The sequence below is a fragment of the Streptosporangium sp. 'caverna' genome, assembly GCF_003203775.1.
Lineage (GTDB): Bacteria > Actinomycetota > Actinomycetes > Streptosporangiales > Streptosporangiaceae > Streptosporangium > Streptosporangium subroseum.
In genome coordinates, this window is the sequence record NZ_CP029711.1 from 7,119,247 (window position 1) to 7,142,929 (window position 23,683).

Consider the following 23,683-nt stretch of genomic DNA (forward strand, 5'->3'; position numbering starts at 1 on the left):
GCCCTCCGCCCACGCAACCACCCGTCTCATTCCGCCTTCGGACTCATCCGGACCGGCCCTTGCGGGCCCGGCGGACCAGCAGGTCGCGCAGCTCCCGGGTGTGCCGGCGGCTGACCGGGATCTCGGTCTCGCCGATGCGGACCACGCAGCGGCCCGAGTCGATGTGCAGCTCGTCGATGTGCTTGACCGCGACCAGGTGACTGCGGTGCACCCGGACGAACCCGGCCGAGGACCAGCGCTCCTCCAACGTGGCCAGCGAGATGCGCACCAGGTGGCTGCCGCCCGCGGTGTGCAGGCGGGCGTAGTCGCCCTGCGCCTCGACGTAGCGGACCTCGGTGCTGACCACGAAGCGGGTGACGCCACCGAGCTCGACCGGAATGGTGTCGGGGTCGGTACGGCCCACGGCGTCGCTCTCCGGAAACTCCGCCGAGACGCACACCCGCCGGATGGCCTCGGCCAGCCGCTCCGGCCGGACCGGCTTGAGCAGGTAGTCCTCGGCCTTGATCTCGAAGGCGTCCACCGCGTGCTCCTCGTAGGCGGTCACGAAGACCACCCGGGGCGGGTTGGCGAACTGTGACAGCAGCCTGCCGAGCACCACCCCGTCCAGGCCACGCATCCGGATGTCGAGGAAGACCGCGTCGATCGGCCGCCCGTCGGCGATCGCCCGATCCAGGACGCGCAACGCGGCGGCCCCGTCCCTGGCCAGGGAGACCTCACCGATGCGAGGGTCGTCTCGCAACAGGTAGGCCAGGTCCTCCAACGCGGGGAGCTCGTCATCCACCGCCAGGACGCGCAGGCCGGTCACGGTTGCTCCTCCAGGTCGTTCGCATCGGAATTTCTAGAGGGTGATGAATAAGGGCATCGCGTGTCAACTGTCGCAGATTCGCCAGGGGTGTCCAGTGGTGGCGAATCGCGGGCGTCACGGTGGAAGCGGGCCATCCGAGCCCTCCGGACTCTGCGAACTCTGCGAACTCTGCGAACTCTGCGAACTCAAAGATCGTGAAGCCGTCCACACGGGAAAACTCCCCGCGGTCCCTCCGCGACGCATGAGCCATACTTAGCGGGGCGAACCGTATGGCGCAATGTCAGCGGGCGGAGACCCCGGGGTGATACTTCGGCAGTCGGACGCTGACCTTGGTGCCCGCGCCCTTGCCCGTCTCGGCCACCAGACCATACTCATCGCCGTAGACCTGACGCAGCCGCTCGTCCACGTTGACCAGTCCCACTCCCCCGGCTCCCGAACGCTCGTCGGCGTCGCCGGCCAGGATCCGGCGCAGGCGCTCCGGCTCCATGCCGACGCCGTCGTCCTCCACACTGATCCGGCACTCGGCACCGGCGTCCTCGGCGATGATCGAGATACGGCCGACGCCGAGCTTGCTCTCCAGCCCGTGCTGGACCGCGTTCTCCACCAGCGGCTGCAGGCACAGGAACGGCACCGCGACCGCGAGCACCTCGGGAGCGATCCGCAACGTCACCTGGAGCTGGTCACCGAAGCGGGCACGTTCCAGGGTGAGGTAGCGGTCGATGGAACGCAGCTCCTCGGCCAGTGTGGTGAACTCTCCGTGCCGCCGGAAGGAGTAGCGGGTGAAGTCGGCGAACTCCAGCAACAGCTCGCGCGAGCGGTCGGGATCCGAGCGGACGAAGCTGGCGATGGTCGTCAGCGAGTTGTAGATGAAGTGCGGGGAGATCTGTGCCCGCAGCGCCCGGACCTCGGCCTCCATCAGCCGCGTCCTGGATCGATCCAGCTCGGCTAGCTCCAGCTGCGAGTCGACCCAGTTCGCCACCTCGTGGGTGGCCCTGACCAGACCGGCCGAGGCGTGCCCGCCGTAGGCGGCGAGCGAGCCGACCACCCGGCCATCGGTGATGAGCGGCACCACGACGGCGAACCTGATCGGGCACTCGGGGAGATCGCACGAGACGACCTCGGGACCGAGGACCCGGGTACGTCCTCCGGCGAGGGTCTTGGCGGCGTGCGCGAACGCCTCGCGGGCGTGATGGTCGCCCTCGCCGTCGTAGACCAGCAGCCGCTCCTCGTCGGTGATCGCCAGCGCCGGGGAGCCGAGCAACTCACGCAGGTGCCGGGACGCCTTCTGGGTGCCCGCTTCGGTCAGCCCGGCCCGCAGCGGCGGCGCGGCGAGGGAGGCGGTGTGCAGCGTCTCGAACGTGGCACGCTCAGCCGGGCTGCTGCCCAGCTCGCGCCGGCCGCGCAGCACCCGCCACAGCACCAGGGCCGGAACACCGACCAGGGCGGCGATCAACAGCACTGCGACGACTGGTTCCACGTCCGGACCCTATCTGCCCAGGTTCGCCGGCGCCTATCAGATCGCTCACCGTCCTCCCTCCAGGTTCGTGACGGCTCGGCCCAGGTTCGTGACGGCTCGGCCGTTCACCACCCTCTGCCCGGCTTCGCCGAGCGCCCCCGACCACTCGCTGCCCTCTTCTCAGGCCCCGGGGACTCCTCAGACCGTTCACCGCTCTCTGTCCAGGTCCGCGAGCGTCCCTCAGACCACTCACCGTTCCTCTGCCTATGCCCGGAGAGAGTTCTGTTTCTCAGACCACTCACCGTGCGGTTGGCGACCGGTCCACCTTCTCGGGAATGGCGCGGACCTCCGCTTCCAACTCCTCGACAATCCGCTGAACCAGCGTCCGGAGCCGGTTGCGTCGCCCCGCCAGCTCCGTGGTGAATGCCCGCGCCGTCGGCCCCACCCAGACCGCTTTCCCGGTGAACGAGGCATGGGCAGGATCCAACGCCGCCTCCAGCCGCGCCGCATGCGCCCGCACCTGCGTCAGCGCCCGCTGCAGCTCTTCCCGCCGGGGATTGGCGACCATGTCCTTCGGCCCGGGAACCATCCGTCCCACCTTCCGTCTCGGTGTTCTTCGGTATGGCCTGCGCGCTCCCCCGGAGATTATGAGATCGTGCGCTCAGTCGGCCAGTGCTTCGAAGGAGATTCGATGCCCTACTTCACCCACAGATTTCCCGTAAGGCTTGGTATGGCACTCCTGCTGACCGCTACGACCCTGACCTCCTGCGGTGGAAGCGAGAAGGAACCCACCGCCGCCGAAGCGGGCGCGACCCTCAAAACGCACATTATGAAACTACTGGAAGAGCGCAGCGCACGAAACATTCACATAACCGACTCCGGCGGAAAAGATATCCGTTGCGATGACGGTAAAACTAAGCGCACTTTCGCCGCCACGGGCGAAGAGTCGATTCCGGAGCAAATGCCAGACACCCTGAATGATGCAATGGTTGGCGCACTTGGTCGAGTCGCCGAATACCACCTGACAAATCCAGCAAGTGACACGATCCGCCTAGCCAACGATTCGACGAAAACTATTATAGTGCTGGAATCATCCGTGAAGGGTCAATACGCAGTACGAGGAGAAACCGAGTGCCTTAGTCAGTCGTGAGCGCTGTCTTATAGAGGGTTGCGCGCTCGTAACCTCGCTGCCTGCGCCCCACGAAAACGTCGGCTTGAAGAGTCGAAAGATTTCCCACCGAAGGTTGCGTTATATTGCCCATTCCATTTTCAACGAACCATTGATCAAGAGCCCCCGGACTGGCTCCACCACGCTCGACGATATCAGCAAAGGGAAGGAGCTTGCCATTCTTGTCAGTGATGAGAGCGCCTTGGCCGTTGGATATCTGCGCTGGCGGAACATTGAGATTAAAACCTTGTCCGATGAGAAGCTGAGAGATCATGTACTGGGAGCCCAGAGTATCCTTTTTAATCGCTTCCTGCAATTCTGCCACTTTCTCCCCATCTTCAGGGCCATAAGTGTCGTAAGCGGAAACCCCCATGGAAATCCCCGTCCAAGTTCCGGCATAGATGGACATCGGCGGGACTAGCCCCGCGAGTCCCATCAAAGTGCCGATCAGAAAGCTCTCCGCATCTTTGGCTGACTTGACAGCGTCATCCTGAGGTTTGAGCACGCGAACAGCGGCGCCGAGCTCGAACCCGCGCGCGTTACCAAGCGCGGTGAACAAGGCACCCATCGGCACGAAGTCTCCGCCCTTAGCCCGCTGCGACACTGTTGGAAGCAGCCGGTGCACGAGCTCTCCCATGCCCGCGTCAAAGGGGGCGCGCGTTTCAGCAGATGCCGCGAAAGTCGTAAGAAATCGAAAGGTATCCTCTGGGCTGAGGCGGAAAGCGCCTCTCAAGCCGGGGACCGGACTCGGCTCGAAAAATCCAGGCGATGGCACTTTGGCACTGGGCTTGTTAACGTCGACGGCCGCTATATCGGAACCCAATACGATTTCCGGGGCATAAGAGCTCGCCAGCTCCGACAAATGCAATCGAGTGGCTTCATGTAAGCGGATATCGTCCACAGAAATCATCACTGAATATGCAAAGAATGCCGCTTCCTTGCTGTGTTTTCCTTGTTTCTCGTCGTAAGCACCGGCCGCCCCAGCCAGCAGTCGTCCGAATCCACTAGCTGTCTTCTTCGTCTTGCCTGCATTTTCGCCGAGTTCCCTGAGAAGCAAAGTTAGCTTCGCTCCATTTGTCCACAACTGGGGCAGGTCGGGCAGTGCTCCGAAAGGTTCCGTGGCCGAAGCCCCTGCCTGACTGAAATTTGCGGCCAGGCCGATGGCAAGTCGCGCCGCCGCCGGGTTGTCGGCTAGCAGATTCAACAAGGTGGCCAGGTGCTCGCTGTCCGCTTCTTTGCTACCGGCGAGCACCGGCGCCGCTATCCCAGCCAGCCACTCGGTGGGGTAGCCACCGGGACGCAACAGATCAACAACACCGTTCAGGTCTTTGGGCTCGGTCTTCTGTATTGCCCTCATGATCCCGGCGAATCCCGTGACCTTCGCTCCACCCCTGAGTGCCGTGGCGAACGCCGTACGGGCGACGTCGACCGAGTTTTCGGCGTCGGCGAGACGGCGCAGCTCGGTGGTGAGTGTGCGGGTGCCCGCAGGGCCGAGGGCGGCGAAGAAGGCCGCGGTGAAGTTCGAGTCGTGCTGGTGAGCCTTCAGCTCGCCGACGAGCGCGGCCATCCGGTCGGAGGCGTAGGGGCCGAGGAGGGAGAACTCGTCGAGGTCGATGCCGGCGAAGCGTCTGCCCAGGTCCGAGCCTTGCTTCTGGGCCTCCGCCGGAGCGAGCAGAGCGCTCTCCTGATAGCCGGCCAGCCCGCCTCCGAGCAGTACGGCGGGCGCGGCCGTGATGGTCTCCACGCGCTGCCGGAGCCGCGGAAGCTGTTCCTCGGCCCAGCCACCGATCTCCCTGACCGGTGCGAGGCCGGCGGCGGGCAGACCCACGGCCGCAAGCTCTCTGCGGATCGCCTCGGTGTGCTCGGCGATCACCTGCCCGGCCTGCTCCAGATCGGTGATGAAGCCCTGCATGAGCGCGGGATCGATCCCGTTGAACTCAGGTGCGAGCGGCCCGGTTCCCGGTGCCACCGCGGGCATGTCCCCCACGTTCCCACCACCTCCGGCAATCATCATGGCCGGGCATGGCTCCCTGCCGCCATCCCGACGGCTCAACCGATGTCGAGTGCTTTACGGATGCGGCGGGCATAGGACTCGGCTTCGGCGGAGTCGTCGTATTTTGTCCGGGGCCAGAAGAAACCGCGCAGGCCGTCCTTGCGGTTGCGGGGAACGACGTGAACGTGAAGGTGCGGGACACTCTGGCTGATCCGGTTGTTCATCGCGACGAAGGTGCCGCCCACCTCCAGTCCTTGCTCGACAGCGGCGGCGACGGCCTGGACCCGTTCGAAGAACGGACCGACCATCGGCACCGGGAGGTCCGAGAGCGTCTCGACGTGAGCCAGAGGGGCCACGAGGACATGCCCCTTGAAAACCGGTCGCGTGTCCAGGAAGGCCACACCCACGTCGTCGGAGAACACGATGTGGGCCGGATTCTCACCGGCCGCGATGGCGCAGAACACACACTCTCCATCTGGCATCACGCCAGGATAGGAGACGGCGGGCACCCGGCACCGCGTCAGGACAGAAAGCGGTGAGCACCTGACACCCCGTCAGGACGGAGACGGTGAGCACCTCACGTCAGGACGGCAGAGGCGGCGGGCACCATGTCATAACAGGGGCAGCCGGCACCCGCCATCGCGCCAGGACAGTGGAGGCGGCGGGCACCCGGCACCATGTCAGACCAGAGGCGGCGGGCACCGCCATAGCGTCAGGACAGGGAACGGCGGGCATCTGGCACCGCGTCAGGCCGAAGCCTGCGGGCGCCTGACCGCGCGGGTCGGGTCACCATCCGACCTTGGCGACACCCGATATGAGGGATCTGGCGATGACCATCCGCTGGATGTCGTTGGTGCCCTCGCCGATGGCCATCAGGGGAGCGTCACGGTAGAGGCGTTCGACGACGAACTCCTGGGAGTAGCCGTAGCCGCCGTGGATCCGCATGGCCTCCAGGGTGGCGCGCAGCGCGACCTCCGACGCGAAGTACTTGGCCATCGCGGCCTCGGAGTTCACCGCGCCGGTCTCCGAGCGGGTCGCCGCCCAGTAGGTGAGCAACCGGGCCGCCTGGATGTCGGTGGCCATGTCGGCGATCTTGAGCTGGATGGCCTGGAAGTCGGCGATCGGCTGGCCGAAGGCGTGACGCTCGCGCGAGTAGCTCAGCGCGGCGTCGTATGCGCACTGGGAGACGCCGACCGCGCGGGCGGCGATGTTGATCCGGCCCAGTTCCATGGCCGACAACGCCTGCTGCATGCCCCGGCCCTCGACGCCGCCGAGCAGCTGGGACACCGGGACGCGGACGTCCTCCAGCACGATCTCGCAGGTCTCGGTGCCCTTGTAGCCGAGCTTGGGCAGATCGCGGCTGACCGTGTAGCCCGGGGTTCCGGCCTCGACCAGGATCAGGGACATGCCGCGATGCGCGGGTTCGGTGACGGAGGTCTTGACCAGGACCGGCATCGGGTCGGCGTAGCGGGCGTTGGTGATCCACGTCTTGGCGCCGTTGATCACGTAGTGGTCGCCGTCGCGGACCGCCCGGGTCTGGATGCCCTGCAGGTCGGTGCCCGCAGCGGGCTCGGTCAGCGCGATGCCGGTGCGGCGGGCGCCGGTGGCCAGGTCCGGCAGGTAGGCGTTCTTCTGCTCCTCCGTACCGTGCTGGGCGATCATCCAGGCGGCCAGAGAGTGCGAGCCCAGCACTCCGGCCACTCCCATCCAGCCGCGCGCGATCTCCTCGAAGACCAGGGCGAACGACACCCGGTCCAGCGCCAGCCCGCCGTACTCCTCGGGAATCGTCAGCCCGAACAGTCCCATTTCCTTGAACCGTTCGACGATCTCGGTGGGATAGCGGCCGGTCCGTTCCCACTCCGGGGCGACCGGCACGATCTCCTTGTCGACGAACTCCCGCAGGGTACTGCGGAACAGCTGCTGGTCTTCGTTCAGCTCGAAATCCATCAGGGCGTCCTCATGTTGTCATCGGGCCCGTCTTGGCCTGCGGGAAGTAGTTCTTGTCGTGCGGGGCGTCACGGCGGTAGACCATCACCGCGCGGCGCCAGGACATGACCTCGTCGCCGTCCTGGTTGAGGCCCCGGGTCCGGCAGGTGACGATCCCGGCGTAGGGGCGCGACTTTGACTCCCGCTTGTCCAGCACGATCGACTCGGCGTACAGGGTGTCACCCAGGAACACCGGGTGGGTCAGCTTGATCTCGTCCCAGCCGAGGTTCATCATCGCGGTCTGGCTGACGTCGATGACCGAGATGCCCAGCACGATCGCCACGGTCAGCCCGGAGTTGACGATGATTTTCCCGACCGGGGCGCGTTCGGCGAAGTGGGCGTTGAAATGGTTCTGATTGGTATTCATCGTCAGGAGGCTGAACCAGGTGTTGTCGGCCTCGCTGATCGTGCGGCCGAGCGGATGCTGGTAGACATCGCCGACGACAAAATCCTCGTAGTACCGGCCAAGGCCGGGTTCGTGCACGGTCACGTCTCTCCCTGAGCGATGAGGCCTTGACGCTAGTCATCCGGTGTTTCGCCGGTCAATGGCCTACCTGGTCATTTCTTCCCATATATCGCCATATACACCAAAAGGTCCGAATACGGTGCCGGTCAGCGAGTGCCTGGGTGCCGCTTCCTGAAGGCGGTCCAGCTGGTCTCGTTGGGCTCCGACCAGTCCTCGGGGGCGTGAGCGAAGGCGGGGTCGTAGGCGGCGACGTGTTCGCGGAAACGGTCGGGGACCTCGTCCCAGCCGCCGAGCTTGGCACCCCGGCAGTGGTAGACCAGCGCCCCCGGCCGGGCGCCCAGTTCCATCCAGGGCAGCCACGGCGACACCCTGGTCCAGGAGAGCGTGCACGGCACCGAGGCGGCGTCGGACGCCAGCTCGGACGCCGGGACGAAGAACTGGAACAACTCCATCGCCCGGTAGGTGTCCCCGGCCGAGTGATCGGGGAACTCGGCGGCCGGAAGCGGGGACGGGTACGCCAGGAGCACGTCCACGTTGAACACCACCTGATCGCCGATCTGGACGCGGGGGGCGCGGAAGGGACCGAAGCGGCCCTGTTCCTGCCAGCGCTGGTTGGCGGGGTCGTTCCAGACGTGCATGACCTCGGCCTCGCCGCCGGTGAGCGGGTTGCTCCAGGTCTGGAGGATCTCGCGGGTACGGGGGTCGAGATAGGCGGCGGCCTCGCGGGTCAGCAGTTCGTAGCCGCCCGGCACGGCGCGAGCCCGCCCGACGTTGACCCCCTCGAAACCGAACAGGTGCCGCGGCCCGTCGTCGGGCTGCCAGCCGTACACATCGCCCGTCCACCAGACCACGGTCTCGGTCCCGTCCGCGCTGGCCCGGACCCGGATGAGGTCGCGCAGGTCGTCGGCCGGGCTGCCTGAGGGATAGTCGATCATGTCCACCGTCCTGTCACGAGGGGCGTGAGGGTCGCAAGAGGCACGAGCCGCCACAGGGCCAACCCGATCGTTCCATGCCGAGGTGGTGGGCATCCGGCCGGGCGACGACCTCCGGCAGCGGGTCGCCTGACCTACGGACCCGCCTGCGCGCGTTCACTCACGTTCGCGGGGGGTCATGATCGAGAGATGGGCGTGATCCTTGGGGAAGGCGCCCCGTTCGTGGAAGATCATGGCCCGAAGCGGGACGTGACCCTTAGGGCAGGCGCCCGCGCAGGAAGGTCGCCGCGATCTCGACCACCCGCTTGGCCTGGAACTCCATGGCCGCCAACTGCACCTCACCGGGCGGAACCGTGCCGTTCTGGGAGGTGTGGCTGGTGCCGTACGGGTTGCCGGCCTGGAACTGGATGGGGTCGGCGTAGCCGGGAGGCACGATGATCGAGCCCCAGTGGTAGAAAATGTTGTTCATCGCGAGGATCGTGCTCTCCTGCCCGCCGTGAGGAGTCGAGGTCGCGGTGAACGATGACGCGATCTTGTTGATCAGCAGGCCCTGGGCCCACAGAGGGCCGGTGGTGTCGATGAACTGCTTCATCTGGGCGGTGGGCGTGCCGTACCTCGTGGGGGTGCCGAACAGGAACGCGTCGGCCCACGTCAGATCCTCCTTCGAGGCCTCGACGATGTGCTGGGTAGCGGCGGAGTGAGCGGCCCAGCCCTCGTTGGAGGCGATCGCCTCCTCGGGTGCGAGCTCCTTCACCTTGCGAAGGCGAACCTGCGCGCCGGCCTTCTCCGCGGCGCTGGCAGCGGCCTTGGCCAGCGCGAAAACCGTGCCCGTGGCCGAGTAGTAGATGACGGCGACGTTGACCACCGGTTCGTCCATCGTTTTCATACCCCCTGGCTCGTTCCGCGGAGACGTGCCCTGCGGTCCCGGGAGCCACCCCCTCCGTCCCGCAAAGACTTCTCCATGCGGAGGCAATATGGAGGGTTCGCGGGTGGCCAACCGCTCGCCGCCGGGTCGGCGGCTAGCATTCACGCTGATCGACGTCCCGAGATACCGAGGAGAAGCCCGGTGAACCTGGTCCCCTACGACGAGTGGCGTGCGAGCGCCCTCGACCCCGCCTTCAGCGAGTGGCTGCGGTCGGGGGCCGAACCCGAGTGGACCGCGGTGGTCGGCCATCCGTTCGCCGCGTCGATCACTCGGGGCGACGTTTCCGACGATGACATGCGCCGCTACCTGATCCAGGATTTCCAGTTCGTGGACTCCTTCACCGCCCTGCTCGGCGCGGCGGTGGCCAGCGCCGACAGCTTCGAGTCACGGGTACCGTTCGGCCGGTTCCTGGGCGAGACCGCCACGACGGAGGAGAAGACCTACTTCCACCGCGCGCTCGACGCCCTCGGCGCCGCCCCCGCCGACCTGGCCTCGCCCGACCTGGAACCGGTGACCACCGACTTCCGCGCCCTGATGGACGAGGCCAGGACCAGCCTGGACTACCCGATCATCCTGGCGGTGCTGTGCGTGGCGGAATGGAGCTATCTCGGCTGGGCGAGCCGAGCCGAGGAGCCCCTGCCGGAGAACTTCGTCCACCGCGAGTGGATCGACCTGCACGAGGGCCCGGTGTTCCGCGCCTGGGTGGCCTTCCTCTGCGGTGAGCTCGACCGCCTGGGCCCCGAGCTCGACGAGAACGGACGGCTGCGCGTGTTTGACGTCTTCCGCCGCGCCGTACGGCTGGAGCTGCGCTTCTTCGACATGGCCGCCGGCTTCTGACGCTCCCCTCCGTTCGCCGGCGGCTGCCGGGCGCGGTTCGGGCCCGGTTTCCCGGAGGGCTCAGGTCTGGTTCTCCCGGAGGTACGGGTCGGGGCCGGGGCGGTAGACGCCTTCGGAGCCGACCTGGGCGGCACGGACCTCCTCCTCCGGAGCGTAGAGGCGGATCTGGATGCCGTCCGGGTCGGCGAAGCCCATGGCGTGCCCGGAGGAGGCCTTGATGATCGGGCCGTGCGGGATACCGAGATCGTCAAGGTGGGTGACCCAGTCGCCCAGGCTTTCCAGGGTGACCTCCATGGCGAAGGGATCCGCTCCGGAGAGGGCCTTGGCCAGGTCGGGGTTCTCGCGCAGGGCGATCTGGAAGCCGGCGCCCGGGACCAGGAAGCTCATGCCCCTGACCACGCCGTCATCGTCTTCGAAGCTGATGTGGTGTTCCAGCCCGAGGACCCGCTCGTACCAGGAACGGCTTCTGGCCAGGTCGCTCACCCAGATCTTGAGGTGGTGAACACCGATCACTCCGGCCTGCATGTTGTCTCCCTCACCTGTTTACGGCTCTCTCAAGAGTCCACCGTTGTGGTAGCGGCCTTGGCGAAACGGTGGTTGCAGAACTTCTCCCGTGACTTCTTACGGCTGTAGTGCCGTGCGAACTCGGCCTCGTTGAGCCCCTCGAAGCTGTCCACGCCGAGCTTGGCCACGGCCGCTCCCCCGGCCTTGGGAGCGAGGCGGACGATGAAGACGATTTTCCCCTGGCGCGGAATCTGGCCGTGGTGCGGAACCTGACCGCCGGTGTCACACCAGACGCCGTCGGAATACCTGCGGCAGGGAATCGTCGCGAGCTTCTTGCCGGTGGCGTCGAAGAACGTCGCCTTGCTGGGCGCCTGGGCGCCCTTGGGGAACCGGCCGCCCACCCAGAAGGCCCCCCAGTACGGGGCGAAGGAGGGCGTCCAGGTCATGGAGTAGTTCAGGGCGTAGGTGACCCGCCCTCCCGGATGGGCGTGGGGCGTGGCCTTGACCACCACATCGATGTCGATCAAGGGACGGCCCTGGCACTTCTTGACGGCGGCGATGGTGCAGGTGGCCTGGGCCGGTGCCGGCGGGGACAGGGCGGCCCCGATGAGGGCCAGGCCTACGGCGAGACCGAGAACACGGCGCACGAGACCTCCTGTTTGTTCTTCTCCAAGAACATCTGCCCAAGAACGCTACATCCGCTCCGGGGGCCCGTGCGGGCGGATCCACATAGTCAGGTCCGCGGGACGGAATCCGGACGAGCAGGCCCGCGAAGGGGGTCCGGGCGGGCGGAGAGGAGGGGGTCCGCCACCCACCCGGAACCGGTCAGATTACCCCGGCAGACCTGAGTTTGGCTCGCTTCCCGGCCATGGATGATTCTCAACCACCACTCTTATCCGCGAGAGACACCACTCAGCCGCCGTTCTCCCCTCACGGGAAACGGCGCTCAGCGGCCTTTTCCCTCCTCAGCAGCCGTCTCCCCTCACGGGGAACGGCACTCAGCCACTGCTCTTACGCGCGAGACGCCACTCAACCGCCGGTTCCCCTCACAGGGACGGCGTTCAACCACCGCTCTCACGCATGAGGGACCGCACTCAGCCGCCGTCCTGGGCGACGGGGTACGAGGTGAGGCCGCCCCCGAGAACCGGGGGCGGCCTCACCGAAGCCCCGTACCTACTTCTTCTTGCCGCGCCTCAGGACCCGGAAGACGATCAGGGCGAGTGCCGCCACCGCCGCGATGGTCGCAACGGGACGCTTGCCCGCCTCGGCGCTGACCTTCCCCGCCGCGTCCTTGATCTCGACGGGGGTCACCTCCTTGACCCGGCCGACCATCTCGGGGGCCGCTTCCCTCATCCGGCTCACCATCTCGGGAGCCGCCTCCTTGACCCGGCCGACCATCTCGGGGGCCGCCTCTTTCATCCGGCCGACCATCTCGGGAGCCGCCTCCTTCATCCGGCCGACCATCTCAGGGGCCGCCTCCTTCATCCGGCCGACCATCTCGGTGGCGGTGTCGGCGGTGGCCGCCCCCATACGGCGTAGATCGTCGCCCATATGAGCGGCGGTCTCCTGAACACGGCCCTTCACATCGGTCTTGTGCACCAAAGCCTCCACGGTGTCGCCCAGCTCACGCCGGGCATTCTCGATATCCCGTCGTACGGATTCCTTGCTCGTCTTCTCGTGCTCGGTGCTCGGCTTCCCCGTGCTCATGTCACCGGGGGTCGCGTTCTCGGCCAGCCGAGGGGTTCCGTCACGTTCGGCCGCCGGAACGCCGAGGTCCTCGGCCGGCGTTCCGTCCGGCTTGGCCTGCGGGATGTTGTCCGGCTTGGCCTGCGGAACGTTGAGCGATCCGCTCTCCTCCGGTGCCAGGGGCTCGCCGATCTCCTGCCTGCGAGCCCCGGTGGTCCCGGCGTCCGCGGGCTTCCGGGCGGGCCGCTCCGGGTCGGTCTCAGTCATCGGTGTGCCCTCTCCTTCACCGCGTCGATGTCGTGCTTGACGCTCGCGATGGTCCGTTCGGGGGTCGGAGGGGCCGCCTCGGTCACCTGACGCTTGCCGAGGAATCCGAGAATCGCGGCCAGAACCAGCAACACCACACCCACGACTGCCGCGGCTCCCCACGCGGGCATGACCCGGGCGAGAAGCAGGATCACCGCGGCCACGATGGACCCGCCTCCGAACAGGGCCACAACGCCCGCGCCGCCGAACAACCCCGCACCGATGCCCGCGTGCCTACCCTTTTCCGCGAGCTCCATTTTGGCCAGCTGGAGCTCGTCCCGGATAAGGCGCGAGACCTGTTCTGACATCTGCCGGATCAGCTCGGCCGTCGGCAGTGAATCCTTGGGACCGTTGGACATTGGCGTTCCTCCTCCCTACCTAAGAAAGCGCCTACCCGCTCCCGCCATGGCAAACCTCTGCTCGGTGGCGACTCGTGCGCGTCGCAAAGTGTGAATCAAGCACTTGCTTCGCTGCCGTGACACGCGATCCGCCGTCACACACGGTTTATCGGCAGCTCGAGGTGGAGACCCCTGCGTTGAGATATTCGGAGAACCACTCCTCGTGGCCGGACCCGCCGGACCGCCCGGGTTCCGTCCTGCGGCGTTCCACCGACAGCTCCGAGGCGCCGGGCATCTCACGCGCTTCTCGGGCCGGAGTACGTCATGATCATAGGTAGTCGCGCGTGTCCGAGTGGCGGAAAAGTAGAGATACGCGTGAGGATAGGACTCTTGCCCTACTTCAGGGGGCGATGGGCACGACCAGAAGGGCGGCGCGCTAGAGATGGCACAGATCGTCGGCGGCGGAAGCCCGGTCAACGACGCCGAGCGACGGGTCATCGCACATCTGCGTGACAACGCCCCGGACGACTGGCTGCTGCTGCACAACATCGAGGTGCCACGTGGCGATGACAGCTTCGAGGTCGATGTGATCGTCCTGACCGGTCACTCGCTCTGCGTCATCGACGTCAAGGGCACACGCGGCCGGATCGAGGTCGCGGGGACGCGCTGGTTCCCCTCCCGGCGGGACGCGTTCGGATCTCCGGTGGCCAAGCTCCGCGGCAACGGGCGTGCGCTCAAGGGTCTGCTCACCCAGGAACGTCGTGAGCTGGAGCGGGTCTACGTCGACAGCGTCGTCGTGCTGACCGGCATCGACGCGGAGCTGGTCGATCCGGCCGGTCGCGACTCGCGGCACGTCACCGATCTGCCTCACCTGATCGGCATGCTGAGCGACGTCTCCCGGGTCAGGCGCGGCTACACCCCGGACACCAAGCCGTACGGAACCGCGATCATCGAGGCGTTGAACGGCAGCGTGCGGCGGTCCACCACGCCGCCGCGGTTCGGCAGCTGGGAGGTGGAGGAGCAACTCGGCGGGGACAACCGGGTCACCGAGTATCGGGCGATCAACGCGACGGTCCCGGAGAGCGAGACGGTCCTGCTGCGCGTCTACCGCGCCGATCCGCTGGCCCAGGAAGAGCCGCGCGCGGCCGAGCGGCGACTGATCGCCAACTCCTACCAGTCCCTTACCAGGATTCCCCCCCACCCGTGCGTGGTGCGCTCCCGCGACTTCTTCGCGATCGACGACGAGAGCCGGTTCGTGCTGGTCCTCGACGACGTGCAAGGGCAGGCGCTGCAGCTGCACCTCACCGCCTCCCCGCAGACGCTTTCCACGTCGGCCAGGCTCGATGTGGTGGAGGACGTGCTGCTGGGCCTGACCCATGTCCACGCCAACAACGTGATCCATCGGGCGCTCAGCCCCGCCTGCGTCCTCGTGACCGAGGACGGCCGGGCGATGCTGACCGGGTTCGACTACGCCAAGCCGGGCCCCCGCGTGCACACCGTGGCCAACGAGCTGCCCAACGTCCTCGACACCCACTACGCGGCCCCCGAATGCCAGGCCATGCCCGAACGGATGACCGCCGCCTCCGACGTGTACGCGGCCGGGGTGATCGCCTTCCAGCTGCTGACCGGCCGTCTTCCCTCGGGTTCCGAGGCCGAGTCCGTCGGTGTCGACGCACCCGCCGAGATCATGGACCTGCTGCGGCGCATGCGCGACCCCCTGCCGGACAGGCGCCCCGGCGCGGCAGAGGCGCTTGACGACCTGCGGCGGGCGCGGCGGCTGCGCGGGCCGGACTTCCGCGCGCCGGAGGGTCATGTCCCGGGCGTCCTCGTACCAAACGGCTCCATACCCGGCGGCTCCGCACCTGACGGCCACACGTCCAACAGCCCCGTACTCGACGGCCGCACGCCCGGCAACCTCGTACCCGGCGGCTCCGCGCCCGGCGGTCCCGCGCCCGGCGGTCCCGCGCACGACGTCCGGCCCCTCAACGGTCCCGCACAGAACGGCCGGACACCCGGCAGGCCCGCGCCCGACGGCCGCATGCCCGGCAATCCCGCATCCGGCGGCCCCACGTTCAACGGCCCCGCACCCGGCGGTCACGCGCTCAGCGGCCCCACACCCGACGGCCGCGCGGACGGCGGCGGCGTGCCGGGACGGGAGCCGATGCTCTTCGAGAGGCTCCGGGAAAGATTCCGCCGTATGTCCGGCAGACAGCCGTGAAGGCGAAGTTCGCGGCAACGGTCGACGGGCCGGCCACGCTCGCCGGCGAGTAGGGCTGAGGGCCGTACTCGCCGGGAACGGGTCAGTTGTGGGTCCGGCCTCCACGGAAGCGGTTCATGAACTGGCGCAGTTTCTGCTGGTTGCGCGGGTCGCTGGCCATCGCCTTGGCCTTCTCCATGTTCCTGCGCCCAGCCGGAGTGCTCAAATAATGCCGGACCTTGTCGATGAGCGATGCCATGGTGTCCTCCATTTATTCGAAACGGACAACTACCCCTGAGCATGCACTCCAATCAAGACCACTAACCGGGAGCGGCGCGCAAACCCGCTCAGGAGTCAACAAAATCGGCCGGGACCATCACCCGCAGGCCGTTGGGGACGGTCCGAATGGTGATGGGGGTCATCAGGCGGACCTCTCCGTCGACGTCGGCGGTCATCGGGGGGTCGGTCTCCAGGTGCATTTCCCGGCCCATGACGAAGGGACCGCCCGCGAGGCTGCGCCAGCGGCCGGTGGTGGCGCGGATCAGCGTCTCCAGCAGCAGGCGCAGGCGCTTGCCCGAGCCGAGCTGGTAGGCGACCAGCCGGCCGTTGTCGATGCTGATGTCCTTGGCGACCTGCCAGCCTCCGTGGAAGCGTCCGTTGGCGATGTTGAGCTGGTGGGTGAGCAGCTCGTGGCGGCGGCCGTCCACGGTGAGGAAGGCGCGGAACGGCTGGTGCCCCGGAAGGATCGTCAGGGCGGTGAGCGGGTAGGCGGCGCGGCCGAGGATGCGCTTCAGCCCGGGCCTGACCTTGCCCGCCACCTCGACCGAGACCCCGAAGCTGGCCAGGTTGGCGAACTCCCGGCCGCCGGCGACCCCCAGGTCGATGTCGGCCACCTTGCCGATGCGGAACACCCGGATCGCCCCCTGCAGGTCGAGCGGGATGCCGAGGCTGCGGGCGAAGTTGTTGGTGGTGCCCAGCGGCAGCACGCCGAGGGCGACGTCGCGGTGGGCGACGTGCTTGACCGCGGCGCTGAGCGTGCCGTCGCCGCCGCCCACGACGAGCAGGTCGGGCTTGGCGTCCAGGGCCGCCTCCAGCGTGGCTCGCAGGCGCTTGGGATCGTCCACGGGGAACAGTCGGATCGGCTCGAAGCCCTCGGCCCTGAGCATGGCGATCGCCTCGGAGTAGCGGTGGCGGCCACGGCGGGAGCGCGTGTTGACGACCACGCAGACTCTGCCCTCGGTCCTGATGGCCTCGGTGTGTCCTGCCTTGCTTCGAAGCTCTCCCACACTGCCCCTATTCGATCGGGTGGTTGCCCGTTCAAATCGTAGGGCCCCGCCGTGGGTGACGGCGGGGCCCGTGTGGAGCGATCGAGGTTTACTTCTTGGGCGGGGTCACCTGAATGAGCGCGCCGAGGTCACCGGGGAGCGGGGTGAGAAGCTTGAGCTTCACGCCCAGCGCCTTGCCCTCGTCGCCGGGGTTGCCCGAGCCGAGGACGTGGCCGTTGCCCATGTCGAGGCCGTACAGCTCGGTGGCGGGGGTGCCGTCGGGGTTGACGACCCGCGTGCTGTACGGCTGGTCGCCCTTGGAGGGGACGACCACCGAGGCGTCGAAGTCACGGTAGAACAGGCTGCCGTCGCGCGACTCGAAGCCGGGGTACCAGGTCTTGGCGTCGGTGAACTCCGAGACGCCCTTCAACGCGGGCACCTTGGTGCAGTACTCGCTGAAGGGCTCGCCCGGCCCCTCGAAGCACTCGGTGAAGGGGTAGGTCTTGTCGAAGGAGAACGCCGCGTTCGAGGTCTGCACGCGACCCTGCATGTTCTTGAGCGCCGTGGTGTCCTTCTCCGCTGCCTTTCCGGTCCGTCGCAGCGGGTCGAAGTGGGAGTCGACGAGGATCAGGCTGCCCTTGGAGCCGATGCTGGGCGCCAGCTCCAGGTTGCTGGACACCGAGTTGTTGCTGTAGTTCGAGTCGCGGAACCAGACGAGCATGCCGGGGGCGTTGTACTTGACCTTCTCCACCTTCCACGCGCCCTCACGCGAGTAGTCGGTGCTGTAGGTGTACTGCAGGCCCTTGTCGAACCCGTCGAAGTTGCGCCACTCGGCCAGATAGAAGCGGGAGACCTCCCGCTTGCCGTCGTTGACGACCCAGCCCTGGCCGTGGGTGCCGTTGAAGCTGCCGCCGGTGGCCGTCCAGCCGGTGGCGCCGCTCTCGAGGTCGTCGCTCCAGACGGTCTGGGTGCCGTTGGTGAGCGCGAAGTCGTCGGCGTGCCAGCCGCGCGGGGTGAAGGCCGCGTCGGTGTTGTAGGTCAGGCGCACCTTGACGGTCTTGCCGGCGAAGGGGGCGAGGTCGACGTAGTCGTGCCGCCAGCCGTTGGTGTTGCCGGTGAGACCGTACTTCTTGCCACCGAACGCGGCGAGGTTCTTGTTGGGGTCGGTGTAGTCGTCGTCGGTGGAGACCAGGGCGCCGCCCTCGGTGTAGACCTTCTGCTGGGTCCAGGTGGTGCCACCGTCGGTGGAGACCTCGATGAAGCCGAAGTCCCAGTCTTCCTCGATCTCGTAGTTGTTCCAGACCCAGAACTTCAGGTCGGTTCCGGCGGGCACCTGGACGTCGCGGGTGATCTTGGAGTTGGCCCACTCCTGGTCGAAGTTGGACCAGAGCGTCTTGGTGCCGCTGTGCGGCTCGACCATCGTGACCGGGGGGCTGGCCACGTTGACCCGGATGCCGTCCTCGGTGAGCTTGGGCGTGCGCGACGCCTGGCCGACCAGCACCGTGCTGGCGCGGTCACCGGGGTTGAAGACCTTGGGGTTGGCCCAGCCGAGGATCCACTTGTCCCAGATACCCATGTGGGTGGGCATCGACTGGAAGATCGGGCCGCTGTGCGAGCCGCTGGACATCAGGTCCCAGAAGTCGACGGCCGAGGAGGCCGCGCCCGAGGTGTCGTAGAGGTCCGGCAGGCCGAGGTCGTGACCGTACTCGTGGGCGAAGACGCCGACGCCGGAGTCCTCGGGCTGCACGATGTAGTTGGAGATCTTCACGTTCTTGCCGGGCACCTGGTAGCCACCGGCCACCGCGCTGGAGTGAGCCCAGATCGCGTAGGTGCCCTCGGCGCCGCCGTCGGAGGACTTGTCCTTGCCCGCGTGGACCAGGACGAGGTGGTCGACCACGCCGTCGGGCTCGGCGAAGTTCCCGTCGCCGTCGGCGTCGCCGACGTCCTCGAGGTCGTAGTCGGCCCACGGGAAGTTCGGGTCGGAGGCGGCCAGGGCGTTGACCGTGTCGATGGCGAGCTGGCCGGCGCCGCGCGTGTTGCTCGGGTGGCCGCTCATGTCCTGCACCGGCAGGCCGCAGGCGCGCGCGCCGTAGTAGGCCTCGGAGTGCGGCACCTTGATCCACGGGCTTGCCTGCCCGGTGACCGTGTAGGCGCCCTTGGACATCTCCTCATACATGTTCTTCATGGTCTGGCCGGAGATGTCGATGCCCTTGCGGCCGTCCCGGGGGTCGGTCAGGTCGGGGCGGACGCGCTGGGTGATGCCCGTCTTGCTGTAGAGCATCTTGTTGAAGTGGTCGGGACTGAAGTCCGGCACCCAGAAGCTGTTGTTGTCCTTGTGGGACAGCTTGGCCGGGTCGACGATCTTGTTGTGCAGCGGGCCGTTGAGCAGCGTGCCCGGCGGCTCGGTGACGCACTCGGCCGGGTCCTCGCTGGTCACGCTCGCCGGGCGGGAGAAGCCGGAGAAGTCGTCGTTGGCCTTGTCGTTGAACTCCACCAGCAGGGTGAGGAGCTTGGCCGTCTTGGCCGTCTTCGCCTTCTTGAAGAGGAAGTCCGCGGGGTTGAGCTTCGTCCTGATCGCTTCGCGCTCGCGGGAGGCCAGCACCCGTGCGGCGACGGGGTTGCCCCCGGAGTACTTCTGGTCGAACTTCTTGGCCGCGCTGATCTTGCGTGCCCTGGACGACGGCACGGCCGGGTCGTCGATCTCCGGCTCGTCCCTCGGCGGCGCGTAGTTGATGTAGTAGTCGGCCGCGGTGGGCTGATACCGCGCGACCGAGGCGTCGCTCTCCGCGGACGCCCCGCCTACCGCCAGCCCCGCGACGGCCAGGCCAAGCACGGGCACCATCGTGAGAAGGCGTCTGCGCGCGCCTCCACTACTGACTCTGCTGGACAACGCATCCCCTCCCTGCCCCGGGTTCGCCGGGCGCGGACATTCTCAGCGCGCCGGATGAGCGTGCCGAGCGGGAGGTTAGACGAGAAGGTAAAGCGACAGTAAAAACGCCAAATGATGTTGCAAAACTGTAATCATTACCGTCTGTCAGAAAATGATGACGATTTCCATTGCAATTTCGCCCGTCACCGCTTTACAGCAGGTCAGAGCGGTGATCACGTCCCGCCGGACCGGCGGGACGCCTTCGAGATCGTGAAACGGCCCGGATCCATGAGGTGAAACGGACGGTAAACAATCACGAGTTTGCGGGTGCGGGCCGTACAGTCCGCTTGTGACTGCTATCGCCGAACTTGTCGCTGCCCTCGCCCCCGGGAAGGTGGTGACCGACCCCGACGTGGCCGACTCCTACGCCCGGGACCGGACCTTCCTCGAACCCGGCAAGCCACTGGCCGTCGTACTGGCGGAGACCAGAGACGACGTGGTCGTCGTCCTCAGATGGGCGACCGAGCACCGGGTGCCCGTGGTCCCGAGAGGCGCCGGGACCGGGCTGGCGGGCGGGGCGACCGCGATCGAGGGATGCGTCGTGCTGGCGCTGCACAAGATGGCGGCCATCACGGAGCTCTCACCCGCCGACGAGATCGCCGTGGTGGAGCCCGGCGTCATCACCGCCGACCTGGATCGGGCCGCCCGTGAGCACGGGCTGATGTACGCCCCCGACCCCTCCTCCTACGAGATCTCCACGATCGGCGGCAACCTGGCCACCAACGCGGGCGGGCTGCGGTGCGTGAAGTACGGCGTGACCCGCGACTCGGCGCTGGGCCTGGAGGTCGTGCTCGCCGACGGGCGGGTGCTGAACACCGGCAGGCGCACCGTCAAGGGCGTGACGGGTTACGACCTGACCGGGCTTTTCGTCGGATCCGAGGGAACCCTCGGGGTGATCACGGCGGCCACCGTAAGGCTGCGCCGGGCGCCGTCGGTCTATCCGGCGACGATCGCGGCGGAGTTCGGCTCTCCCAGGGACGCCGCCGCGGCGGTCGCCGCGATCATCGCGGCCGGGTGTCAGCCCTCGCTGCTGGAGATGCTCGACCGCAACACGCTCAAGGCCATCGACGACTGGAGGAACATCGGGCTGGAGGCGTCCACCCGGGCGATGCTGATCGCCCAGTCGGACGCCGCGGACGCTCCGGCGGTCTCCGAGCGCATGTCGGAGCTGTGCACCGCGAACGGCGCCTCCTTCGTGGCCGTGTCGTCGTCCGTCCAGGAGGCCGAGGAGCTGATCGGGGTCCGCAGGATGGCCTACCAGGCCAAGGAGCGGCTGGGGAAGTGCCTGGTGGAGGACGTGTGCGTGCCTCGGTCCGCGCTGCCGCACATGATCGAGAAGATCGAGGCCATCGCGGCGAAACACGACGTGCTGATCGCCACGGTCGCCCACGCCGGCGACGGCAACCTGCACCCGGTCTTCATCTTCGACCACAACCTGGCCGAGCCGCCGCCGAGCGTGTGGGCGGCGGCCGACGAGGTCTTCAGGGAGACCCTGGCGGCGGGGGGCACGCTCACCGGCGAGCACGGGGTCGGGCTGCTGAAGCAGCGCTGGCTCTCCCTTGAGGCCGGACCCACCGCCAGGGAGATCCACCACGGGATCAAACAGGTCTTCGACCCGCTCGGCATCCTCAACCCCGGCAAGGCCATCTGAACCGTGCACCGGAGGCCGGGGATGTTCACAGATCATTCGCATCTCCACGCACACTGGTAGCGTTCTGCACCACATAAACCATTTTTTTAGGTTTTGTCGGGGGGCATTGTGGTGCAGCCGCTCACAGCGGACGATCCTCGGCGCCTGGGCTCGGTCGAACTGGTCGGGCGTCTCGGGGAGGGCGGCCAGGGGGTCGTCTACCTCGGTCGAGGTCCGGCGGACGAGCAGGTCGCCGTCAAACTTCTTCACCACGGTCTGGCCTCGGATCCCGAGGCCAGGACGCGGTTCCTGCTGGAGGTGTCGGTCGCCCAGCGGGTGGCCAGGTTCTGCACCGCCTCGGTGCTCCACGCCGACCTCGCGGGCAGCCAGCCGTACGTCGTGAGCGAGTATGTCCCGGGACCGTCCCTGCGCCAGCTGGTCGACAGGGAGGGACCGCGGCGCGGCGCGGCGCTCGAACGTCTCGCCATCAGTACGGCCACCGCCCTGTCGGCGATCCACCGGGCCGGGATCCTGCACCGCGACTTCAAACCCGCCAACGTGCTGATGGGCCCCGAGGGCCCCGTGGTGATCGACTTCGGCATCGCCAGGGCACTGGACTCTCCGGGGACGACCGCGACCGGGACGGCGATGGGGACGCCTTCCTACCTCGCCCCCGAGCAGCTGAGGACCTCCGAGGTGACGTCCGCGGCCGACGTGTTCGCCTGGGGTGTCACGATGGTCTTCGCCGCCACCGGGAAGCCCGCGTTCGGCCAGGACTCCATCGCCGTCGTGATGAACCGGATCCTGACCACGGAGCCGGACCTGGGCGGACTGGAGGGCATGCTCCGCGACCTGGTCGCGGCGTGCCTGTCGAAGGACCCGACGCTGCGTCCCACCGCCGAAGAGCTGGTCAGCCATCTGATGGGGGCCGTCTCCACCCATCAGGTACGGCGCACGACACCCACCGTGATACCCACGCCGACGACCGTGCGGCTGGACACCCGGCAGCAGGGCGACCCCCCGCAGAACGATCCGCGGCAGGGCCATCCCCCGCAGGGACCCCCACAGCAGCAGGGCCGTCCTCCGCAGGGACTCCCGCAACAGCAGGGCAGCCCCCAGCAGGGCCATTCCCCGCAGAGCCACCCGCAACAGCAGGGCAACCTCCAGCAGGGTCCTCCCCCACGGAGCCACCCCCAGCAACAGGGCCACCCCCCGCAGGTCAACCCTCAGCAGCAGGGCCATTCCCCGCAGGGCCCCCCTCAACAGCGCCCGCCTCAGCAGAGCCGTCCCCCTCAGGGCACTCCCCCACAGCAGGGAAAACCGCAGCGGGACAAGCAGAAGCCGCGACGGCCGGTCGGACTCCTTCTCGCGGGGGCGGCGATCGTGGCCGCGCTCGCCGTGGCCACGGGGACCGTGGTGGTCATCCAGGCCAACGCGAACACCTCGGTACGGATCGGGATGAAGACGCCCGCCCCTACGGCGGTGAACCAGACGGATCCGACGCTCCTCCCCGAGGACCCGCCCACGGCGGAAGAGTCCACGGAGATCAAGGAGGCCGACGCCGAGGTCACGCCGCCCCCGCTCCGGCGCACGAAGGCGCCGTCGCCACAGCGGACGCAGAAGGCAGGCGGGAACGAGAGAGTCCCGACCTCGGAGCCGAAAAAGAAGGCATCGACGTCACCGTCGGCCCTTCCCGAATCGACACCGAAGCCCACGGTGAAGCCGACCTCGAAACCCACGGTGAAGCCGACGGTCACTACCAAACCGACGGCCACCGCCAAACCGACCGTGAAACCCACGACCACACCGCAGAAGCCGAACCCCTACACGGCGGCCGGCGTCTGCGGCAGTGGTTACGCGCAGGTCGAGGCCCATGCCCTCGGCAGCGCCGCGACCGTCTACCTCCTCTACAACGCCTCCGCGGGCAAGAACTGCGTCGTCACCATGTCCAGGTACGAGTTTCCCTCGAAGATCTCGATGAACGCGGTGCTCCAGGTACAGGGCGGCGCGTCGGCGAGCAACCCCGGAAGTTTCACCGTCTACGCGGGCCCGGTACGGCTCGCCGCCGTCAAGAAATGCGTCATCTGGGGCGGCTCACACGGCTCACTGTCCTGGCAGAGCGGCTGGAGCCATTGCGACTGAGTACAGGGGGTGCCGCATGCTTCGCTGGTTCTCGTTGTTTGCCGGCGTCTTCCACGGTCTGACGGAACAGTGACGGAACAGAGTGGCGCTGCTTACGAAGGAGAAGCCCAGGGGTAAG

The 23,683-nt window shown here is 67.6% G+C and carries 21 protein-coding genes; 5 read left to right on the forward strand and 16 right to left on the reverse strand.

The annotated features are described in order from the left end of the window. Positions 1–43: 43 nt before the first annotated feature. From DKM19_RS31135 to DKM19_RS31145, 3 genes are all read right to left on the reverse strand, one after another. Positions 44–805 carry a LytTR family DNA-binding domain-containing protein gene (locus DKM19_RS31135; RefSeq protein WP_110700544.1) on the reverse strand — a complete coding sequence of 254 codons (762 nt, stop codon included), beginning with the start codon at positions 803–805 and terminating at the stop codon, positions 44–46. A gap of 280 nt (positions 806–1,085) precedes the next feature. Next, positions 1,086–2,282: a sensor histidine kinase gene (locus tag DKM19_RS31140; protein WP_110700546.1), complete on the reverse strand. Its 1,197-nt coding sequence runs from the start codon at positions 2,280–2,282 to the stop codon at positions 1,086–1,088. 277 nt (positions 2,283–2,559) lie between these two features. Beyond that, positions 2,560–2,850, reverse strand: coding sequence for a hypothetical protein (locus DKM19_RS31145; RefSeq protein WP_110700548.1), 291 nt, complete (start codon positions 2,848–2,850; stop codon positions 2,560–2,562). Between the two features lie 102 nt (positions 2,851–2,952). Here DKM19_RS31145 and DKM19_RS49930 point away from each other — a divergent pair, with 102 nt between their 5' ends. After that, positions 2,953–3,411: a hypothetical protein gene (locus DKM19_RS49930; protein ID WP_162641908.1), complete on the forward strand. Its 459-nt coding sequence runs from the start codon at positions 2,953–2,955 to the stop codon at positions 3,409–3,411. On the opposite strand, the gene DKM19_RS31150 is transcribed toward DKM19_RS49930, so the two are convergent. The 6 genes from DKM19_RS31150 to wrbA form a co-directional block, all read right to left on the reverse strand. After that, positions 3,398–5,407, reverse strand: coding sequence for a hypothetical protein (locus DKM19_RS31150; RefSeq protein WP_162641909.1), 2,010 nt, complete (start codon positions 5,405–5,407; stop codon positions 3,398–3,400). The two genes, DKM19_RS49930 and DKM19_RS31150, sit on opposite strands and share 14 nt — an antisense overlap. A 71-nt stretch (positions 5,408–5,478) precedes the next feature. Continuing rightward, positions 5,479–5,886 (reverse strand): HIT family protein, encoded by a 408-nt coding sequence (locus DKM19_RS31155; protein ID WP_369986524.1) that lies wholly within the window; start codon positions 5,884–5,886, stop codon positions 5,479–5,481. A gap of 322 nt (positions 5,887–6,208) precedes the next feature. Then, positions 6,209–7,369, reverse strand: a complete 1,161-nt coding sequence (locus DKM19_RS31160; RefSeq protein ID WP_110700552.1) for an acyl-CoA dehydrogenase family protein — start codon at positions 7,367–7,369, stop codon at positions 6,209–6,211. A 10-nt stretch (positions 7,370–7,379) separates the two neighbouring features. Then, positions 7,380–7,898 (reverse strand): MaoC family dehydratase, encoded by a 519-nt coding sequence (locus DKM19_RS31165; protein ID WP_110700554.1) that lies wholly within the window; start codon positions 7,896–7,898, stop codon positions 7,380–7,382. A gap of 122 nt (positions 7,899–8,020) precedes the next feature. After that, positions 8,021–8,809: a DUF1838 family protein gene (locus tag DKM19_RS31170; RefSeq protein WP_110700556.1), complete on the reverse strand. Its 789-nt coding sequence runs from the start codon at positions 8,807–8,809 to the stop codon at positions 8,021–8,023. 253 nt (positions 8,810–9,062) lie between these two features. Beyond that, complete coding sequence (wrbA, locus tag DKM19_RS31175) at positions 9,063–9,692, reverse strand: NAD(P)H:quinone oxidoreductase (RefSeq protein ID WP_369986525.1); 630 nt, start codon at positions 9,690–9,692, stop codon at positions 9,063–9,065. Between the two features lie 180 nt (positions 9,693–9,872). Between wrbA and DKM19_RS31180 the strand changes: the two genes are divergently transcribed. After that, the gene (locus DKM19_RS31180) at positions 9,873–10,568 is read left to right on the forward strand and encodes a TenA family protein (protein WP_110700560.1); all 696 of its coding nucleotides are present in this window, start codon (positions 9,873–9,875) and stop codon (positions 10,566–10,568) included. 60 nt (positions 10,569–10,628) lie between these two features. On the opposite strand, the gene DKM19_RS31185 is transcribed toward DKM19_RS31180, so the two are convergent. The 4 genes from DKM19_RS31185 to DKM19_RS31200 all read right to left on the reverse strand — a co-directional run bounded on the left by DKM19_RS31185 (position 10,629) and on the right by DKM19_RS31200 (position 13,423). After that, positions 10,629–11,093 (reverse strand): VOC family protein, encoded by a 465-nt coding sequence (locus DKM19_RS31185; RefSeq protein WP_110700562.1) that lies wholly within the window; start codon positions 11,091–11,093, stop codon positions 10,629–10,631. Positions 11,094–11,122: 29 nt separating this feature from the next. Next, positions 11,123–11,719, reverse strand: coding sequence for a hypothetical protein (locus DKM19_RS31190; RefSeq protein ID WP_110700564.1), 597 nt, complete (start codon positions 11,717–11,719; stop codon positions 11,123–11,125). A 526-nt stretch (positions 11,720–12,245) separates the two neighbouring features. After that, the gene (locus tag DKM19_RS31195; RefSeq protein ID WP_110700566.1) at positions 12,246–13,025 is read right to left on the reverse strand and encodes a DUF3618 domain-containing protein; all 780 of its coding nucleotides are present in this window, start codon (positions 13,023–13,025) and stop codon (positions 12,246–12,248) included. Further along, positions 13,022–13,423 (reverse strand): phage holin family protein, encoded by a 402-nt coding sequence (locus DKM19_RS31200; RefSeq protein WP_110700568.1) that lies wholly within the window; start codon positions 13,421–13,423, stop codon positions 13,022–13,024. The genes DKM19_RS31195 and DKM19_RS31200 overlap by 4 nt, the downstream gene beginning before the upstream one ends. Before the next feature lie 421 nt (positions 13,424–13,844). On the opposite strand from DKM19_RS31200, the gene DKM19_RS31205 reads away from it, so the two are divergent. Next, on the forward strand, positions 13,845–15,620 hold the full coding sequence (locus DKM19_RS31205; protein ID WP_239513675.1) for an NERD domain-containing protein kinase family protein: 1,776 nt from the start codon (positions 13,845–13,847) through the stop codon (positions 15,618–15,620). An 82-nt stretch (positions 15,621–15,702) separates the two neighbouring features. Here DKM19_RS31205 and DKM19_RS49935 read toward each other — a convergent pair whose 3' ends face one another. From DKM19_RS49935 to DKM19_RS31215, 3 genes are all read right to left on the reverse strand, one after another. Further along, entirely contained in the window at positions 15,703–15,858 is a 156-nt protein-coding gene (locus DKM19_RS49935) for a hypothetical protein (protein ID WP_162641911.1), read from the reverse strand. Between the two features lie 88 nt (positions 15,859–15,946). Beyond that, a complete protein-coding gene (locus DKM19_RS31210) occupies positions 15,947–16,885 on the reverse strand; it encodes a diacylglycerol kinase family protein (protein ID WP_110700570.1) in 939 nt (312 codons plus the stop codon). A gap of 88 nt (positions 16,886–16,973) precedes the next feature. Beyond that, positions 16,974–19,754 carry an immune inhibitor A domain-containing protein gene (locus DKM19_RS31215; protein WP_239513676.1) on the reverse strand — a complete coding sequence of 927 codons (2,781 nt, stop codon included), beginning with the start codon at positions 19,752–19,754 and terminating at the stop codon, positions 16,974–16,976. Between the two features lie 376 nt (positions 19,755–20,130). On the opposite strand from DKM19_RS31215, the gene DKM19_RS31220 reads away from it, so the two are divergent. Together DKM19_RS31220 and DKM19_RS31225 are read left to right on the forward strand one after the other, a co-directional pair. Continuing rightward, entirely contained in the window at positions 20,131–21,444 is a 1,314-nt protein-coding gene (locus DKM19_RS31220; RefSeq protein ID WP_239513677.1) for an FAD-binding oxidoreductase, read from the forward strand. 111 nt (positions 21,445–21,555) lie between these two features. Continuing rightward, on the forward strand, positions 21,556–23,565 hold the full coding sequence (locus DKM19_RS31225; protein ID WP_162641912.1) for a serine/threonine protein kinase: 2,010 nt from the start codon (positions 21,556–21,558) through the stop codon (positions 23,563–23,565). Positions 23,566–23,683 lie beyond the last annotated feature (118 nt).

Bases quoted from the DNA above. Each gene is read 5' to 3' on its own strand.
- DKM19_RS31145 (WP_110700548.1), bottom strand. From the start codon at position 2,850: ATGGTTCCCGGGCCGAAGGACATGGTCGCCAATCCCCGGCGGGAAGAG.
- DKM19_RS49930 (WP_162641908.1), top strand. From the start codon at position 2,953: ATGCCCTACTTCACCCACAGATTTCCCGTAAGGCTTGGTATGGCACTC.
- DKM19_RS31150 (WP_162641909.1), bottom strand. From the start codon at position 5,407: ATGCCCGCGGTGGCACCGGGAACCGGGCCGCTCGCACCTGAGTTCAAC.
- DKM19_RS31160 (WP_110700552.1), bottom strand. From the start codon at position 7,369: ATGGATTTCGAGCTGAACGAAGACCAGCAGCTGTTCCGCAGTACCCTG.
- DKM19_RS31170 (WP_110700556.1), bottom strand. From the start codon at position 8,809: ATGATCGACTATCCCTCAGGCAGCCCGGCCGACGACCTGCGCGACCTC.
- wrbA (WP_369986525.1), bottom strand. From the start codon at position 9,692: ATGAAAACGATGGACGAACCGGTGGTCAACGTCGCCGTCATCTACTAC.
- DKM19_RS31185 (WP_110700562.1), bottom strand. From the start codon at position 11,093: ATGCAGGCCGGAGTGATCGGTGTTCACCACCTCAAGATCTGGGTGAGC.
- DKM19_RS31195 (WP_110700566.1), bottom strand. From the start codon at position 13,025: ATGACTGAGACCGACCCGGAGCGGCCCGCCCGGAAGCCCGCGGACGCC.
- DKM19_RS31200 (WP_110700568.1), bottom strand. From the start codon at position 13,423: ATGTCCAACGGTCCCAAGGATTCACTGCCGACGGCCGAGCTGATCCGG.
- DKM19_RS31205 (WP_239513675.1), top strand. From the start codon at position 13,845: ATGGCACAGATCGTCGGCGGCGGAAGCCCGGTCAACGACGCCGAGCGA.
- DKM19_RS49935 (WP_162641911.1), bottom strand. From the start codon at position 15,858: ATGGCATCGCTCATCGACAAGGTCCGGCATTATTTGAGCACTCCGGCT.